We start from the raw sequence: 18023 nt of genomic DNA, 5'->3' as shown, positions 1-18023 counted from the left end.
CCCGACCCGGCCCCTCACGAGGACGACGGCCCCACCAGAGGCACCAAAGGCAGCGGCTCCGAAAGCTCCAGGTCGGGATCGTCCGTACGGAACGTCCGCACCCGCCCCGGGACCACCGACGTGGGCTCCTCGAACCGTACGGTGACCCGCCCCACCCCGCTGCCCTGCACCCACCCCGCGCCGAACTCGGCATGGCGCACGTCGTGCCCGGCGGGCCAGTGCCGCTCGACAACGGCGGCGTCGTCGGACTCCGGCAGCGGCTCCTCCGACGCCTCGGCGGCCTCGGGCTCGGGAACGACGCCCCCGCCGTCCGCGTCCGCTTGCGCTTCCGCCGCCGCCTGCGCGAACAGATCCTCCTGCGTGTAGTCGGTCAGCCCCGTCACCCCCACCCCCAGCAGCCGCACCCCTCCGGTGGTGTCCAGGGACTCCAGCAGCCTCCCCGCGGCCTCTCGCACCACGCCGGGGTCGTCCGTGGGCCCGCGCAGCGTCTCGGAGCGGGTGAGTGTCGAGAAGTCGTACCGCCGCACCTTGAGGACGATGGTCCGGCCCGAGTGCCCGGACTGCCGGAGCCGCTGGACACACCGCTCGGCCAGCCGGTCCACCTCCGTCCTGACCCGCACGCGGTCGTGCAGGTCGACGTCGAAGGTGTCCTCGACGGAGACGGACTTGGTCTCGCGCTCGGCCACCACCGGCCGGTCGTCGTGCCCCGACGCCATCCGGTAGAGCGACGTGCCGTGCGCCTTACCGACGAGCCGCACCAGCTCGTCCTCGCCGGCCTCCGTCAGATCGGCGATGGTGGTCATCCCTGCCCGGCGCAGATGCTCGCCGGTGGCCGGCCCCACGCCGGGCAGCGTCCGTACGGTCATCGGCCCCAGCAGCTCGCGCTCCGTGCCCGGCTCCATGAGCACCAGGCCGTCGGGTTTGGCCTGCTCGGAGGCGATCTTGGCAAGCATCTTGGACCCGGCGAGACCCACCGAGCCGGTCAGGCCGGTCACCGCTCTGATGTCGCGGCGCAGCCGCTCACCCGTCGCCCGCGCGGAGACCGAGTCACGAGCCGAGCCGCCCGCCTCCAGATCGACGAACGCCTCGTCGAGACTCAGCGGCTCCACCAGCGGCGACAGCCGGCCGAGCAAGTCCATCACCTGCTCGCTGACCGTGCGGTAGAGGGTGAAGCGCGGCACCAGATACGCCGCGTTCGGCGCGAGCCGCCGCGCCTGCGCCATCGGCATGGCGGAGTGGATGCCGAACCGCCTCGCCTCGTACGACGCCGTCGAGACGACCCCGCGCGGACCCAGACCCCCGACGACGACCGGCTTTCCGCGCAGGCTCGGCTTCGCGGCCTGCTCGGCGGCGGCGAAGAAGGCATCCATGTCCAGATGCAGGATGGTCGGTGCGGGTCTCACCCCACCGATGCTCCCCTACGGCACTGACAATCGCCCCGGACCAGGGGTTCAGACGGCCCGGTCACGGCGCCGGCGGGCCAGTTCGTCGGCGGGGTTGTGGCCGATCAGGGTCTCGCCGGTGTCGACGCGCTCCCCGTGCAGCTGCGAGAGCGCCGCTTCGACGTCCCGCCACACCACCCCGACGGCGATCCCGAAGATGCCCTGGCCGCCCTGGAGGAGATCCACCACCTCGTCCGGCGACGAGCACTCGTACACGGTCGCGCCGTCGCTCATGAGCGTCATGCGCTCCAGGTCCCGGACCTCCCGCCCGCCCAGATGCTGGACGGCCGCCCGGATGTTCTGAAGGGCGACACCGGTGTCCAGGAAGCGCTTCACGATCTTGAGGAAGACGACGTCCCGGAAGCTGTAGAGCCGCTGGGTGCCCGATCCCTTCGCGGGGCGCACACTCGGCTCGACCAGCCCGGTGCGCGCCCAGTAGTCCAACTGGCGGTACGTGATGCCCGCCGCCGCGCACGCGGTCGGCCCCCGGTAGCCGACCGTGTCGGTGGTGGGGTCGGACGTACTGCCGTGAAGCGGGTACGGGCCGTTCGCCGTACCGTCGCCGCTGCTTCTCACACCGACCTCCGTCCTTGACCTGCCCCGTCGACGGTAAGCAGTCCCTCCAGGTGCGTCAACGATCGCCACGCTAGGCACGCCGAGTGATAATCACCCTGAGAGTGGTTTCGCGTGTCCCGTTGCCGGGAAAGGCTGATCGAATGCGCGGACAGAGTCCGATATGGCCGGTATGACGGTCTTCGACCGTGCACCGCTCACTGGCTGTTGGTCCCGAAATCCTCCGGAGAGATCTGGTCGAGGAATTCGCGGAACTTCTCCACCTCGTCCTCCTGCTCGTCGGGGATGGCGATACCCGCATCGTCCAGCACCCCGTCGCTGCCGTAGATGGGCGTGCCGGTGCGCAGGGCCAGCGCTATGGCGTCGGACGGCCTGGCACTGACCTCCACACCGCTCGCGAAGACCAGCTCCGCGTAGAAGACTCCTTCGCGCAGGTCGGAGATGCGCACCTGCGTGAGTTCCTGGCCCACTGCCTCAAGGACGTCCTTGAAGAGGTCGTGGGTCAGTGGTCGGGCCGGTGCCATGCCCTGTTGGGCGAAGGCAATAGCGGTAGCTTCCCCAGGCCCGATCCAGATGGGAAGGTACCGGTCGCCTCCCACTTCACGCAGGAGCACGATCGGTTGGTTGGAGGGCATTTCCACCCGGACACCCACGACGTCGAGCTCGTTCACACAGCAACCCTAGGACGTGCCCGGTCGGTTTGGGTAGTCGGACTCCCCCAAGATCAGGTAAGCCGCACTCCGAGAGCCGTCTGCACCAGTGCCGCGTGCAGGCGCACCGAGAGCGCGGCGAGCTCCTTCGTCGCCGCCTCGGCATGTGCTCTGGTCTGCGGATTGCGGTGCCGGCGCAGGGGAGCGACGACCTGCTCGACCAGTCCGGCCTCGCGGTCGGCGGCGGCTTTCACGGCTCGCAGATGCCTTGGTTCGAGTCCGAATCTTCCGAGTTCCGCGACAAGTCTCGCCACGGTCACGGTCTCGGAGTCGTAGCCGCCCTCCGCCATCGGGGCGATGAGACCGTACGACTCCCACTCGTCCAGCTCGCTCTCGCCCGCCCCGGTGGCCGCCAGCAGCTCCGCGCGGCCGATCCTCGGGGCGGTGGGCAGCTCGGGCTCCGCGTCCCACGTGGAGCCGAGGTGCTTGCGCTGGGCGCCCTGGGACGCCTGTGCGGGCAGCGGGAGCCGTTCACCGCGTGCCACGGCGTCGAGATGCTCCCTGATGACCTTGAGGGGCAGATAGTGGTCCCGCTGCATGCGCAGGACCTGGGCGAGGCGCTCGACATCCTCGGGGCTGAACTTCCGGTACCCCGACGGGGTACGCCGGGGTTCCACGAGGCCCTCGGCCTCCAGGAACCGGATTTTGGAGATGGTGACCTCGGGGAACTCGTCCCTGAGCTGGTTCAGCACCATGCCGATGCTGGCCAGACGGTCACCCGTGGGGGCGGTGCCGTGACCGGCACCGCCCGTCGGTGGTCGCAGCATGGACCTTCCCTGAAGGGTCACACGCCCCGCTGGCTCGCGTAGAAGACCAGCCGGTACTTGCCGATCTGGACCTCGTCGCCGTTCGACACGGCGACGGCGTCGATCCGCTCCCGGTTGACATACGTGCCGTTGAGGCTGCCGACGTCGGAGACCGTGAAGTGACCTTCCGGGCTCCTGCGGAACTCGACATGCCGCCGGGACACGGTGACGTCGTCCAGGAAGATGTCGCTCTGCGGATGCCTTCCGGCCGTCGTCAGGTCGCCGTCCAACAGGAACCGGCTGCCCGAGTTGGGGCCGCGGCGCACGACAAGCAGCGCGGAACCGAGCGGCAGCGCGTCCACCGCGGCCTGCGCCTCCGGCGAGAGCGAGGGAACGGCCGTCTGACCGGTGGCTTCCGCCTCGTACGCCTCAAGGCCCGAGATGGAGATGGTCGAGGTCGTCTCCGAAGGACGCTCCGCGGGGGCTCCGGCCCTCAGCGGCGCACCACAGTTGGAGCAGAACCGACTGTCCTGGGTGTTGCGGTGCCCGCACCTCGTACAAACCGGCAAGGCCGACATGGACGGACCCTCCTGAGCGGGGGAAAACCCTCCACCCGTACTTGAGGTTGATGGTCCACCGAAACCTATTCCGCCTGAACTGGCGGGGTCAACAGACGACGCGCCGTGACCGCCCGGATTGTCCCCACCGGGGCTGCCGACCTCGTCGCGGAAGAGCGGACGCTCGCCGCCCTGCTCCGCCTCCTGGCCGTGGCGCGGTGCGCGATGCCGGGCGTTCCCGCCGTCCTCGCGTGCACTCCTGCCGAACAACTTTCCAAACAACTTCACGGGCGATTCCCCTTGACCTGAACAGACCCGCCCGTGGGGCAGGACGAACCCTGAATGAACACACCTGCCGACTCGGACATCTTCACAACGTCCGTATCCACCAGACAGTTTCCACCACGCACCACGCGGAATGTGCGCCGACCCCCCGGAACCTTCTGCCCTGGTCCCCCGGTCCGCATGCGCCCCCGCCCCACTACGACGACGACCGAGCGTAGTCAGGCCGAAGCGCCGGTCGCAAGGCGTCGACCACGATCTCGTCGGCAGCCGCCACCGTGGCCGTGGCCTGCTCTTTCTCCAGTGTCTGCACCACACCTCCAGGGATGTTGAGCGCCGGCTCCAGATCCTGCGGTTTGCCGATCACCTTGAAACGGTACGGCGCGCTGATGCGTTTCCCGTCCACCTCGATGTCGCCGTCACTGCCGGAGAAGTATGTCGCGGCGACCACCCGGACCCCGTTCACCTGGATCGCCTCGGCGCCGGCCGCCCGCAGCTCCTGGATCGCGTCGAGCAGCATGTCGGAGTCGATCGAGCCGCCGTCGTCCTGGACCGTCAGCGTGATGCCGGGGCCCTGAGCGGCGACCGTACCGGCCAGGATGCCGAGCTGCTGCTCCTTCTCCCGCGTCTGCTTACGCGCCTCCTCGGCCTGGTCGGAGCTGGTCTCCAGCTCCGTCTGCTGATCGTCCAACCGCTGCTTCTCGTCCTCCAGCCGCTCGGTGCGGCCGTCCAGCTCGTCCAGGATCCGTACGAGGTCCTCCTGGCGTGCGCCGCGCAGGGCGCTGTCGTCGTTGGTCGACCGGACCTGGATGGCGAGACCGAGTCCGAGCACGAACAGCAGGACGGCGACGATGAGTTGGGCCCGGGTGACTCGCGGCGGCCACAGCCCGGCGGCCAGGCGCTGACGGCCGGTCAACTGCGGCGGCTCGGGGGCCCGCTGGGACTGCTGAGGCTCTTCGCTGTTCATCGGCCTCACGCCCGGAAGACGTGTCGGCGGATCGCGGCGGCGTTGGAGAAGATCCGGATACCGAACACCACGACCACTCCGGTGGACAGCTGCGCGCCGACACCGAGCTTGTCACCGAGGAAGACGATGAGCGCGGCCACCACCACGTTCGACAGGAACGACACGACGAACACCTTGTCGACGAAGATCCCGTCGAGCATGGCCCGCAGTCCCCCGAAGACCGCGTCGAGAGCGGCCACGACGGCGATCGGCAGATAGGGCTCGACCACCGCCGGCACTTCGGGTCGAACCAACAGTCCGACCACGACTCCCACGACGAGGCCAAGTACCGCGATCACGATGTGCCCTTCCCTGTGTCTGCCGTGGCCGCTGCGTCGCCCTTCCCCGGGTCGGCGGCCTTCGGCTCTGCTGTACGTACGATCAGGCTCGGCGCGGCAGGAAGGCGCACCGTCTCCTGGTCGGAGATGCTGGTACGGACACCGAAGTTCTCCTGCAACGAGTGCAGGTACTGCCCGTCGGCACTGTCCTGGAACGCGGTGCTCAGGTTTTTCCCGTCCCCCACGGCCAGCACCGTGTACGGCGGCACCAGCGGCTTGTTGTCGACCAGTATGGCCTCACCGGCGGCCCTGATCGCCGAAAGGGCCGTCAGACGCTGGCCGTTGATGGACACCGCCTCGGCCCCGGACTCCCACAGACCGTTGACGATCTGCTGCATGTCCCGGTCCCTGACCCGGCCCGTGTCCGAGAAGTTGGTGCTTTCACGGGGGCCGCCGGCACTCTCGTCGGCGGACTTGGCGTCGTCGACGACCAGCTTCACGCCCGGCCCCTCGACCTCCGTGGCACCCGACAGGAGGGCCACCAGCTCACCCTGTTCGCCCCCGTGGTCACGCAGCGCCTCGCGCTGCTGGGCGCCCACCTCGTCACGGAGCTTGTCCACCGTGCGTTCGAGGGTGTCCGCCGAGGACGTCTCGGCGTCGATCCGGTCGATCAGCTCTTCGCGTTCCTTGGCGACGACCGGCGCCGCGATCCGCGCCTCGGCCGCACCCACGGTCACGACCAGCGCGGCCAGTACGAGCCCCGCAGCCAGGCCGAGCTTGGCGCGGAGTGTGCGGGGCAGCCCGCCGTCCTCGGCGTCCCTGCGGGCCGCCGCCTCGGCGTAACCGTCGTCCAGGCTGTGGTCCATCACGTTGTTCAGCAGCGACATGGACGCGTCGGGACGCCGGGGTGGTGAAGGTGTGCTCCGAACGGGTGGGGGCTGCGGCATGCCGCACATCGTCGCACGGCGCGGGCGCTACCGCCGAATGGCCCCACCGGTGTGCCGAAGGGCCTTGGCCAAGCGCCTTCGGCACACCGTCATCAGGTCACTGACCTGCGCTGTCCACAACCGCCGACCACTCGTCGAGCAGCGCCTGAGCGGAGGCGTCGTCCGGTCCTTCGGCCCACAGATGGGTGACAGCCTCGGCGGGCGCGGGAAGCACCATCACCCACCGCCCGTCGGCCTCCACGACCCGGACGCCGTCGGTCGTGTCGACATCCCGCTCACCGGCCGCCTCCACGACCCGCCGCATGACGAGCCCCTTCACGGCCCAGGGGGTCGCCAGATCCCTGCGCAGCACATGGGCGCGCGGAATACGGGCGTCGATCTGGCTGAGCGTGAGCTGCGTACGGGCGACCAGACCCAGCAGTCGTACGAAGGCGGCCGTGCCGTCCAGGAGACTGCTGAACTCGGGAACGATGAACGCGCCTCGGCCGTCGCCGCCGAAGATCGTGGAGTCCTCACGGCCGACCCGGGTCAGATCGTCGGGCGATGTCGTCGTCCACTCCACCTGGGTCCCGTGGTACGCGGCCACCTGCTCGGCGATCCTGGTCGTCGTCACGGGCAGTGCCACCCGCCCGCTGCGCCGCTCGGCGGCGACCAGGTCGAGCAGCACCAGCAGAGCGCGGTCGTCCTCGATGATCCGCCCGCGCTCGTCCACGAGCGACAGCCGCTCACCCACGGGGTCGAACCGCACCCCGAACGACGCCCGCGCCGACGCCACGATCTCGCCCAGCCTGACCAGGCCGGACCTGCGCGACTCGACGGTCTCGGTGGGCCGCGCCTCGTCGAGACCGGGGTTGATGGTCAGCGCGTCCACGCCGAGCCGCCCGAGCAGACTGGGCAGAACGAGCCCGGCACTGCCGTTGGACGCGTCGACCACGACCTTCAGCCCGGCCTCGGCGATCCCCGTCGTATCGACGTTCCTGAGCAGTGAGCCGGTGTACGAGTCGAAGACGCTCGCCGGGAAGTGCAGGTCCCCGATCTCGCCCGGGAAGGCCCTGCGGTACTCCTGCCGCGCGTACACCCGGTCCAACTTGCGCTGCCCGCCCTGCGACAGGTCGGCGCCCCGTTCGTCGAAGAACATGATGTCGACGGAGTCGGGCACACCGGGCGTCGTCCGGATCATGATGCCGCCGGCGCTGCCCCGCCCTGTCTGCTGCCGGGCGACGGGCAGCGGGACGTTCTCCAGGTCGCGTACGTCGATGGCACTGGCCTGGAGCGCGGAGATCACCGCTCGTTTGAGAGCCCGCGCACCACGCGAGTGGTCGCGCGCCGTGGTGACCGTGGAGCCCTTCTTGAGCGTCGTCGCATACGCGCCCGCCAGCCGCACGGCCAGTTCGGGCGTGATCTCGACGTTGAGGATCCCGGAGACCCCGCGCGCTCCGAAGAGGTGCGCCTGTCCTCTGGACTCCCAGATCACCGAGGTGTTGACGAACGCGCCGGCCTCGATGGTCTTGAACGGATACACCCGGACATTGCCCTGGATGATCGATTCCTCGCCGACAAGGCACTCGTCACCGATGACCGCGCCGTCCTCGATACGGGCGGCGCGCATGATGTCGGTGTTCTTGCCGATCACGCAGCCACGCAGATTGCTGTGCTGCCCGATGTACACGTTGTCGTGCACGACGGCCCGATGAAGAAACGCCCCCGTCTTGACGACCACGTTGGACCCGATGACGGTGTGCTCGCGAATCTCGGCGTCCGCCTCGACCTTGGCGTAGTCACCGATGTAGAGCGGGCCGCGGAGAACGGCGTCCGGATGGACCTCGGCGCCCTCGGCGACCCATACGCCGGGGGAGATCTCGAAGCCGTCGAGATCGACGTCGACCTTCCCCTCCAGGACATCCGCCTGGGCCTTCACATAGCTCTCGTGCGTCCCGACGTCTTCCCAGTAGCCCTCGGCGATATAGCCGTAGATGGGCTTGCCCTCCTTCATGAGCTGGGGGAAGACATCGCCCGACCAGTCGACCGAGGTGTCGGCCTCGACATAGTCGAAGACTTCGGGCTCCATCACGTAGATGCCCGTGTTCACCGTGTCCGAGAACACCTGACCCCAGGTGGGCTTCTCCAGGAAGCGTTCGACCTTCCCCTCTTCGTCCACGATCGTGATGCCGAATTCCAGTGGATTCGGCACCCGAGTCAGACACACCGTGACCAGCGCGCCCTTCTCCTTGTGGAAGGCGATGAGGTCCGTCAGGTCGAAGTCGGTGAGAGCGTCACCGGAAATGACGAGAAAAGCGTCGTCCTTCAGCGCCTCTTCGGCGTTCTTCACACTCCCCGCAGTGCCGAGCGGCTTCTCCTCATTGGCATAGGTGAGCTCCATTCCAAGCTCTTCGCCGTCACCGAAATAGTTCTTCACGAGGGAGGCGAGGAACTGTACGGTGACGACGGTCTCACTGAGCCCGTGCCGCTTGAGCAAACGCAGCACATGCTCCATGATTGGCCGATTTGCCACCGGCAACAACGGCTTGGGCATGCTTGAGGTCATGGGACGAAGACGAGTGCCTTCGCCGCCAGCCATCACGACGGCCTTCATGTCGGAAGCGTCCTCCTTGAAGAGACGGTCTCGCCGACGTCACCCATCTGGACAGGCCGTATGGCAGGCATCAGGTGCGGGCCGGCGACTCTGCACGGCACCACATCGACGAGCTCAATCGGCCACTCTGTCCGCTCTGACGAGCCGGCGGACCTGGACCACGTAGAGGATCCCTGCCCACCAATAGAGAGTTGTACCCCATCCGGCGAACGCCCATCCGAAAACTTCGGCGAGTGATGCAAGCCATCCGCTCCCGTCACTGAGTAGCAGCAACGGGAAGGCATACATCAAGTTGAAGGTAGCCGCCTTTCCCAGGAAGTTCACCTGGGGAGGCGGATAGCCATGCCGGCGGAGGATTCCCACCATCACCAGCAGCATCAGCTCACGAGCCAGAAGCGCCGCGGTCAGCCACAGGGGCAGGATCTCGCGCCAGGTCAGGCCGACCAGGGTGGAAAGGATGTACAGCCGGTCGGCCGCGGGGTCCAGGAGGCGTCCCAGGCGGCTGATCTGGTTCCAGCGGCGAGCAAGGTAGCCATCGAGGTAGTCGGTCACCCCGCTGAGCATCAGGACGAGCAACGCCCAGCCGTCGCTGTTCGGCCCCCCGAACTCCGGACGGAGGATGAGCCACAGGAAGAGCGGCACGCCCAGGAGGCGAGCCATGCTCAGGATGTTGGGGATGGTGAACACCCGATCCGTCTGGACGCGGGTCTCCTGAACCTCCACCCGGGGGCCTCCTGTGCGGGTATGTGCCGACGATGCCCCCTGACCCTACCTGGGCCGACCGCCGGCGAACGCCGTGGGGTTTGGGGTCGGTCCGCCCGTCGTGAAACGGCCCCTGAACGCAGAAATGCCTCAGCCCCCGGACATGGTCCGGGGACTGAGGCTAAAGATTGTTCGGCGGCGTCCTACTCTCCCACAGGGTCCCCCCTGCAGTACCATCGGCGCTGAAAGGCTTAGCTTCCGGGTTCGGAATGTAACCGGGCGTTTCCCTAACGCAATGACCACCGAAACACTATGAAACTGCTGAACAACCGGATGATGTCACGGACTGTTCGTTGTCTCAGAACTAACACAGTGGACGCGAGCAACTGAGGACAAGCCCTCGGCCTATTAGTACCGGTCAACTCCACACCTCACGATGCTTCCATATCCGGCCTATCAACCCAGTCGTCTACTGGGAGCCTTACCCCATCAAGTGGGTGGGAGTCCTCATCTCGAAGCAGGCTTCCCGCTTAGATGCTTTCAGCGGTTATCCCTCCCGAACGTAGCCAACCAGCCATGCCCTTGGCAGGACAACTGGCACACCAGAGGTTCGTCCGTCCCGGTCCTCTCGTACTAGGGACAGCCCTTCTCAAGACTCCTGCGCGCGCAGCGGATAGGGACCGAACTGTCTCACGACGTTCTAAACCCAGCTCGCGTACCGCTTTAATGGGCGAACAGCCCAACCCTTGGGACCGACTCCAGCCCCAGGATGCGACGAGCCGACATCGAGGTGCCAAACCATCCCGTCGATATGGACTCTTGGGGAAGATCAGCCTGTTATCCCCGGGGTACCTTTTATCCGTTGAGCGACGGCGCTTCCACAAGCCACCGCCGGATCACTAGTCCCGACTTTCGTCCCTGCTCGACCCGTCGGTCTCACAGTCAAGCTCCCTTGTGCACTTACACTCAACACCTGATTACCAACCAGGCTGAGGGAACCTTTGGGCGCCTCCGTTACTCTTTAGGAGGCAACCGCCCCAGTTAAACTACCCATCAGACACTGTCCCTGATCCGGATCACGGACCCAGGTTAGACATCCAGCACGACCAGAGTGGTATTTCAACGTTGACTCCACCTGAACTGGCGTCCAAGCTTCACAGTCTCCCACCTATCCTACACAAGCCGAACCGAACACCAATATCAAACTGTAGTAAAGGTCCCGGGGTCTTTCCGTCCTGCTGCGCGAAACGAGCATCTTTACTCGTAGTGCAATTTCACCGGGCCTATGGTTGAGACAGTCGAGAAGTCGTTACGCCATTCGTGCAGGTCGGAACTTACCCGACAAGGAATTTCGCTACCTTAGGATGGTTATAGTTACCACCGCCGTTTACTGGCGCTTAAGTTCTCAGCCTCGCCACACCGAAATGTGACTAACCGGTCCCCTTAACGTTCCAGCACCGGGCAGGCGTCAGTCCGTATACATCGCCTTACGGCTTCGCACGGACCTGTGTTTTTAGTAAACAGTCGCTTCTCGCTGGTCTCTGCGGCCACCCCCAGCTCACACCGTAAAGATGATCACCAGAAATGGCCCCCCTTCTCCCGAAGTTACGGGGGCATTTTGCCGAGTTCCTTAACCATAGTTCACCCGAACGCCTCGGTATTCTCTACCTGACCACCTGAGTCGGTTTAGGGTACGGGCCGCCATGAAACTCGCTAGAGGCTTTTCTCGACAGCATAGGATCATCCACTTCACCACAATCGGCTCGGCATCAGGTCTCACCCTCAACAAGAGACGGATTTGCCTATCTCTCGGGCTACACCCTTACCCCGGGACTACCACCGCCCGGGCTGGACTACCTTCCTGCGTCACCCCATCGCTTACCTACTACAAGTCTGGTCCGACGGCTCCACCACTCCCCTTTGCCCGAAGGCTCCAGGACGGCTTCACGGTCTTAGCATCGCCTGATTCGATACTGGGCGTTTCAAAGCGGGTACCGGAATATCAACCGGTTGTCCATCGACTACGCCTGTCGGCCTCGCCTTAGGTCCCGACTTACCCTGGGCAGATCAGCTTGACCCAGGAACCCTTAGTCAATCGGCGCACACGTTTCCCACGTGTGTATCGCTACTCATGCCTGCATTCTCACTCGTGAACCGTCCACCCCTCGCTTCCGCGGAGGCTTCACCCGGCACACGACGCTCCCCTACCCATCCGCACGCCCGTTGAGGCTACATGTACGAATGACACGACTTCGGCGGTACGCTTGAGCCCCGCTACATTGTCGGCGCGGAATCACTTGACCAGTGAGCTATTACGCACTCTTTCAAGGGTGGCTGCTTCTAAGCCAACCTCCTGGTTGTCTCTGCGACTCCACATCCTTTCCCACTTAGCGTACGCTTAGGGGCCTTAGTCGATGCTCTGGGCTGTTTCCCTCTCGACCATGGAGCTTATCCCCCACAGTCTCACTGCCGTGCTCTCACTTACCGGCATTCGGAGTTTGGCTAAGGTCAGTAACCCGGTAGGGCCCATCGCCTATCCAGTGCTCTACCTCCGGCAAGAAACACACGACGCTGCACCTAAATGCATTTCGGGGAGAACCAGCTATCACGGAGTTTGATTGGCCTTTCACCCCTAACCACAGGTCATCCCCCAGGTTTTCAACCCTGGTGGGTTCGGTCCTCCACGACCTCTTACAGCCGCTTCAACCTGCCCATGGCTAGATCACTCCGCTTCGGGTCTTGAGCGCGCTACTATGTCGCCCTGTTCGGACTCGCTTTCGCTACGGCTTCCCCACACGGGTTAACCTCGCAACACACCGCAAACTCGCAGGCTCATTCTTCAAAAGGCACGCAGTCACGACTGTATGCGCAAGCACATACAGCGACGCTCCCACGGCTTGTAGGCACACGGTTTCAGGTACTATTTCACTCCGCTCCCGCGGTACTTTTCACCATTCCCTCACGGTACTATCCGCTATCGGTCACCAGGGAATATTTAGGCTTAGCGGGTGGTCCCGCCAGATTCACACGGGATTTCTCGGGCCCCGTGCTACTTGGGAAATACGCAAGAGAGCCGCACAGATTTCAGCTACGGGGGTCTTACCCTCTACGCCGGACCTTTCGCATGTCCTTCGCCTACCTGTACGGTTTCTGACTCTCCGACCAGCCGGCAGACTGATCAAGTGCACTCCCACAACCCCGCATGCGCAACCCCTGCCGGGTATCACACACATACGGTTTGGCCTCATCCGGTTTCGCTCGCCACTACTCCCGGAATCACAGTTGTTTTCTCTTCCTGAGGGTACTGAGATGTTTCACTTCCCCTCGTTCCCTCCACACTGCCTATGTGTTCAGCAGCGGGTGACAGCCCATGACGACTGCCGGGTTTCCCCATTCGGACACCCCCGGATCAAAGCTCGGTTGACAGCTCCCCGGGGCCTATCGCGGCCTCCCACGTCCTTCATCGGTTCCTGGTGCCAAGGCATCCACCGTGCGCCCTTAAAAACTTGGCCACAGATGCTCGCGTCCACTGTGCAGTTCTCAAACAACGACCAACCACCCGCCACCCCACCGCATACACAGTGAGTTCACCGGGGCCGGCAACCGAAGACACAAGCGATAAAGCCCGTACCCTCAGACACCCAACAGCGCGCCCGGCCCAGCAAACCCACCGCATCCACTTTCCACGCCCCCGAAAGGGCAGTACTCGCAAACACCACAGACTCACTGTGCCGAATAGTCAACGTTCCACCCATGAGCGACCACCGTCGGACAGGTGCCGACGAAATGGTTCCTGGACCACCCGACCCAAGGGGTCCGATGGTCTAGATGCTCCTTAGAAAGGAGGTGATCCAGCCGCACCTTCCGGTACGGCTACCTTGTTACGACTTCGTCCCAATCGCCAGTCCCACCTTCGACAGCTCCCTCCCACAAGGGGTTGGGCCACCGGCTTCGGGTGTTACCGACTTTCGTGACGTGACGGGCGGTGTGTACAAGGCCCGGGAACGTATTCACCGCAGCAATGCTGATCTGCGATTACTAGCAACTCCGACTTCATGGGGTCGAGTTGCAGACCCCAATCCGAACTGAGACCGGCTTTTTGAGATTCGCTCCACCTTGCGGTATCGCAGCTCATTGTACCGGCCATTGTAGCACGTGTGCAGCCCAAGACATAAGGGGCATGATGACTTGACGTCGTCCCCACCTTCCTCCGAGTTGACCCCGGCGGTCTCCTGTGAGTCCCCATCACCCCGAAGGGCATGCTGGCAACACAGAACAAGGGTTGCGCTCGTTGCGGGACTTAACCCAACATCTCACGACACGAGCTGACGACAGCCATGCACCACCTGTACACCGACCACAAGGGGGGCACCATCTCTGATGCTTTCCGGTGTATGTCAAGCCTTGGTAAGGTTCTTCGCGTTGCGTCGAATTAAGCCACATGCTCCGCTGCTTGTGCGGGCCCCCGTCAATTCCTTTGAGTTTTAGCCTTGCGGCCGTACTCCCCAGGCGGGGAACTTAATGCGTTAGCTGCGGCACCGACGACGTGGAATGTCGCCAACACCTAGTTCCCAACGTTTACGGCGTGGACTACCAGGGTATCTAATCCTGTTCGCTCCCCACGCTTTCGCTCCTCAGCGTCAGTAATGGCCCAGAGATCCGCCTTCGCCACCGGTGTTCCTCCTGATATCTGCGCATTTCACCGCTACACCAGGAATTCCGATCTCCCCTACCACACTCTAGTCTGCCCGTATCGAATGCAGACCCGGGGTTAAGCCCCGGGCTTTCACACCCGACGTGACAGACCGCCTACGAGCTCTTTACGCCCAATAATTCCGGACAACGCTTGCGCCCTACGTATTACCGCGGCTGCTGGCACGTAGTTAGCCGGCGCTTCTTCTGCAGGTACCGTCACTTTCGCTTCTTCCCTGCTGAAAGAGGTTTACAACCCGAAGGCCGTCATCCCTCACGCGGCGTCGCTGCATCAGGCTTTCGCCCATTGTGCAATATTCCCCACTGCTGCCTCCCGTAGGAGTCTGGGCCGTGTCTCAGTCCCAGTGTGGCCGGTCGCCCTCTCAGGCCGGCTACCCGTCGTCGCCTTGGTAGGCCATTACCCCACCAACAAGCTGATAGGCCGCGGGCTCATCCTGCACCGCCGGAGCTTTCAACCGTCCCCCATGAGGGGCACAGTATTATCCGGTATTAGACCCCGTTTCCAGGGCTTGTCCCAGAGTGCAGGGCAGATTGCCCACGTGTTACTCACCCGTTCGCCACTAATCCACCCGAAGGCTTCATCGTTCGACTTGCATGTGTTAAGCACGCCGCCAGCGTTCGTCCTGAGCCAGGATCAAACTCTCCGTGAATGTTTACCCGTAATCGGGTGACACCACGAGAGCGGAACAGTCGACCGGAATAAGGCCAACCGTTCACAGCGTCCTCGCTGTGTTTCTATCAAAGGAACCTCAACCCAATCCACAACAGTGGACGAGGTCGGGGTATCAACATATCTGGCGTTGACTTTTGGCACGCTGTTGAGTTCTCAAGGAACGGACGCTTCCTTTGTACTCACCCTCTCGGGCTTTCCTCCGGGCTTCCCTTCGGTCTTGCGTTGCAAACACTATCAGGACTTTCCGCCTTCCCTGACCACACCTTCCGCAGGCATGCGGAAGTCATAATCCGGGAGAGTTTCTGACTTGATAGATGCTGCCGACCGGCGGCTGAAAGTCGCGTAAGGGCCAGGCAGGAGTACGACAGTACACGTCGCCCCGTCTGGCAGGCAAATCATTTTCGGCTCGGCGCAGGGCCGCCAACTGGCAGCTCTCGGGCGGAACCGTCACTTCATATGACTTACGCTTCTGAACGGTACGCCGTCCATGACAGGTAGTGACGGCGGCAGACGAATCTCCGCCCCCTGGGAGGCTCCCCATGACCAGCGTGACGTCCCCACTTGCTGGACGCGCCATCGGACTCGCGGCTGTGCCGGATCCGGTGTTCTCCGATGCGATGGTCGGGCCAGGTACCGCGATCGACCCGGTGCGTGAGCTGTCCGAGGCCGTATCGCCGATCGACGGGACCGTCGTCTCCCTGCATCCGCACGCTTTCGTCGTCCTCGACTCCGAGGGGCACGGGGTGCTGACACACCTGGGTATCGACACCGTCCAGCTGAACGGCGCCGGGTTCGAGCTTCTTGTCGGTAAGGGGGACACCGTGACGCGTGGTCAGGCAGTCGTGCGCTGGGACCCCGCCGCCGTCGAGGCCGCCGGGAAGTCGCCGGTCTGCCCGGTGGTGGCGCTGGACGCGAGTGTCGACGCGCTGTCCGATGTCGTCCAGGACGGCGAAGTGAAGTCCGGCGACGCGCTCTTCGGCTGGAAGTGACCTCCCCGACATAGTCGTTACGGCCGTCGGCCGTCTTGACCGACGGTCCAGTTCATCAACCGCGGCGATCCCGTCGGTCGCCGCACAACCGGAGACGGGTGCAATGCAGACAACGCTGCGAGGCGTCGGCGTCAGCCACGGGGTGGCTGTCGGCGAGGTTCGGCACATGGGTACAGCGGTTCTGGAACCGCCGGCCAAGCAGATCCCGACCGAGGAGGCCGGGCGCGAACAGGGGCGTGCCCGCCAGGCCGTCGAGGCCGTGGCCGCCGACCTGATCGCTCGGGGCAATCTGGCCGGCGGTGAGGCGCAGGGGGTGCTCGAAGCGCAGGCCATGATGGCCCAGGACCCGGAGCTCATGTCCGACGTGGACCGGCGTATCGCTGTCGGGAGCACGGCGGAGCGTGGCGTGTACGACGCGTTCGCGTCCTACCGGGCCCTGCTCGCGAACGCCGGTGAGTATCTGGCGGGGCGGGTCGCCGACCTGGACGACGTGCGGAACCGGATCGTGGCGCGGCTGCTCGGGGTGCCGATGCCCGGCGTACCCGACAGTGACGAGCCCTATGTACTGATCGCGCGTGATCTGGCCCCCGCCGACACGGCGCTGCTGGATCCGACGCTGGTGCTCGGGTTCGTGACCGAGGAGGGCGGGCCGACCAGCCACAGCGCGATTCTCGCGCGCCAGCTCGGAGTGCCCGCCGTGGTGGCGCTGCCCGGTGCCGGTGAGCTGGCCGAGGGCACGATGGTCGCTGTCGACGGCAGTACCGGTGAGGTCTTCGTCGAGCCGAGCGCCGAGAAGCGGGCGGAGCTGGAGGAGTCGGCGGCGGCGCGGCGGGCCGCGCTGTCCGCGTCCTCCGGGCCGGGCGCGACCTCCGACGGGCACAAGGTGCCGCTGCTCGCGAACGTGGGGGGTCCCGCCGATGTGCCGGCGGCCGTCGAGGCGGGCGCCGAGGGTGTGGGGCTGTTCCGTACCGAGTTCCTGTTCCTCGACGACAGCAAGCAGGCGCCGTCGGAGGAGAAGCAGATCGCGGTGTACCGGCAGGTACTGGAGGCGTTCCCCGAAGGCCGGGTGGTCGTACGGGTGTTGGACGCGGGTGCCGACAAGCCGCTGGACTTCCTGACCCCGGCCGACGAGCCGAATCCGGCGCTGGGCGTGCGGGGGCTGCGGAGCCTGCTCGATCACCCGGATGTGCTGCGGACGCAGCTCACCGCGCTTTCGAAGGCCGCCGCCGGCCTGCCGGTGTATCTGGAGGTCATGGCGCCGATGGTGGCCGACCGCACCGATGCCAAGGCGTTCGCCGACGCGTGCCGCGAAGCGGGGCTCAACGCCAAGTTCGGTGCGATGGTGGAGATTCCGTCGGCCGCTCTGCGGGCGCGCTCGATTCTTCAGGAGGTCGAGTTCCTTTCGCTGGGAACCAACGACCTCGCCCAGTACACCTTCGCCGCCGACCGGCAGGTGGGTGCGGTGTCACGGTTGCAGGACCCGTGGCAGCCGGCGCTGCTCGATCTGGTGGCGATGGCGGCGGACGCGGCCGGTGCCGAGGGCAAGAGCTGTGGTGTGTGTGGTGAGGCAGCCTCCGATCCGCTGCTGGCGTGTGTGCTCACCGGGCTCGGTGTGACGTCGTTGTCGATGGGCGCCGCGTCGATCCCGTACGTGCGGGCGACGCTGGCGAAGTACTCCCTGGCGCAGTGCGAGCGGGCAGCCGCCGCCGCGCGTGCGGCCGACACCGCCGACGGGGCGCGGTCGGCCGCCCGTGCGGTGCTGTCCGGCGAGTGACCGGTCCGTATGGGGAGGAGCTTCCCGCCGTACCCCGG

At 65.3% G+C, this 18023-nt stretch carries 12 protein-coding genes and 3 rRNA genes; 2 read left to right on the top strand and 13 right to left on the bottom strand.

The window, feature by feature from the left end; genetic code table 11:
* Window positions 1–14: 14 nt before the first annotated feature.
* From OG700_RS33930 to OG700_RS33870, 13 genes are all read right to left on the bottom strand, one after another.
* The gene (locus OG700_RS33930) at window positions 15–1403 is read right to left on the bottom strand and encodes a DNA polymerase IV (protein ID WP_405620330.1); all 1389 of its coding nucleotides are present in this window, start codon (window positions 1401–1403) and stop codon (window positions 15–17) included.
* A 48-nt stretch (window positions 1404–1451) separates the two neighbouring features.
* Entirely contained in the window at window positions 1452–2018 is a 567-nt protein-coding gene (locus OG700_RS33925) for a MerR family transcriptional regulator (protein WP_405620328.1), read from the bottom strand.
* Window positions 2019–2212: 194 nt separating this feature from the next.
* Entirely contained in the window at window positions 2213–2686 is a 474-nt protein-coding gene (locus OG700_RS33920; RefSeq protein ID WP_405620326.1) for a bifunctional nuclease family protein, read from the bottom strand.
* Between the two features lie 53 nt (window positions 2687–2739).
* Complete coding sequence (locus OG700_RS33915; protein WP_405620324.1) at window positions 2740–3492, bottom strand: MerR family transcriptional regulator; 753 nt, start codon at window positions 3490–3492, stop codon at window positions 2740–2742.
* Window positions 3493–3509: 17 nt separating this feature from the next.
* Window positions 3510–4424, bottom strand: coding sequence for an FHA domain-containing protein (locus OG700_RS33910; RefSeq protein ID WP_405622181.1), 915 nt, complete (start codon window positions 4422–4424; stop codon window positions 3510–3512).
* 85 nt (window positions 4425–4509) lie between these two features.
* Window positions 4510–5277 (bottom strand): DUF881 domain-containing protein, encoded by a 768-nt coding sequence (locus OG700_RS33905; protein ID WP_405620322.1) that lies wholly within the window; start codon window positions 5275–5277, stop codon window positions 4510–4512.
* Between the two features lie 5 nt (window positions 5278–5282).
* Window positions 5283–5615, bottom strand: coding sequence for a small basic family protein (locus OG700_RS33900; protein WP_023543062.1), 333 nt, complete (start codon window positions 5613–5615; stop codon window positions 5283–5285).
* Window positions 5612–6541 carry a DUF881 domain-containing protein gene (locus tag OG700_RS33895; protein ID WP_405620319.1) on the bottom strand — a complete coding sequence of 310 codons (930 nt, stop codon included), beginning with the start codon at window positions 6539–6541 and terminating at the stop codon, window positions 5612–5614. The genes OG700_RS33900 and OG700_RS33895 overlap by 4 nt, the downstream gene beginning before the upstream one ends.
* A 97-nt stretch (window positions 6542–6638) precedes the next feature.
* On the bottom strand, window positions 6639–9134 hold the full coding sequence (locus OG700_RS33890) for a sugar phosphate nucleotidyltransferase (RefSeq protein ID WP_405620317.1): 2496 nt from the start codon (window positions 9132–9134) through the stop codon (window positions 6639–6641).
* Window positions 9135–9248: 114 nt separating this feature from the next.
* Window positions 9249–9857: a CDP-diacylglycerol--glycerol-3-phosphate 3-phosphatidyltransferase gene (pgsA, locus tag OG700_RS33885; protein ID WP_405620315.1), complete on the bottom strand. Its 609-nt coding sequence runs from the start codon at window positions 9855–9857 to the stop codon at window positions 9249–9251.
* 169 nt (window positions 9858–10026) lie between these two features.
* Window positions 10027–10143: ribosomal RNA gene (rrf, locus tag OG700_RS33880) — 5S ribosomal RNA — on the bottom strand.
* 81 nt (window positions 10144–10224) lie between these two features.
* Window positions 10225–13348: ribosomal RNA gene (locus OG700_RS33875) — 23S ribosomal RNA — on the bottom strand.
* A gap of 327 nt (window positions 13349–13675) precedes the next feature.
* Window positions 13676–15199: ribosomal RNA gene (locus OG700_RS33870) — 16S ribosomal RNA — on the bottom strand.
* The 16S, 23S and 5S rRNA genes sit together here, the layout of an rRNA operon.
* 562 nt (window positions 15200–15761) lie before the next feature.
* Between OG700_RS33870 and OG700_RS33865 the strand changes: the two genes are divergently transcribed.
* Complete coding sequence (locus OG700_RS33865) at window positions 15762–16211, top strand: PTS glucose transporter subunit IIA (RefSeq protein WP_405620313.1); 450 nt, start codon at window positions 15762–15764, stop codon at window positions 16209–16211.
* 103 nt (window positions 16212–16314) lie between these two features.
* Window positions 16315–17985 carry a phosphoenolpyruvate--protein phosphotransferase gene (gene ptsP, locus OG700_RS33860; protein ID WP_405620311.1) on the top strand — a complete coding sequence of 557 codons (1671 nt, stop codon included), beginning with the start codon at window positions 16315–16317 and terminating at the stop codon, window positions 17983–17985.
* The last annotated feature ends 38 nt before the right edge of the window (window positions 17986–18023 follow it).

Source organism: Streptomyces sp. NBC_01508, assembly GCF_045040315.1.
Lineage (GTDB): Bacteria > Actinomycetota > Actinomycetes > Streptomycetales > Streptomycetaceae > Streptomyces.
Note: the sequence above shows the minus strand (reverse complement) of the source record. Positions and strands in the feature narration are given on the sequence as shown.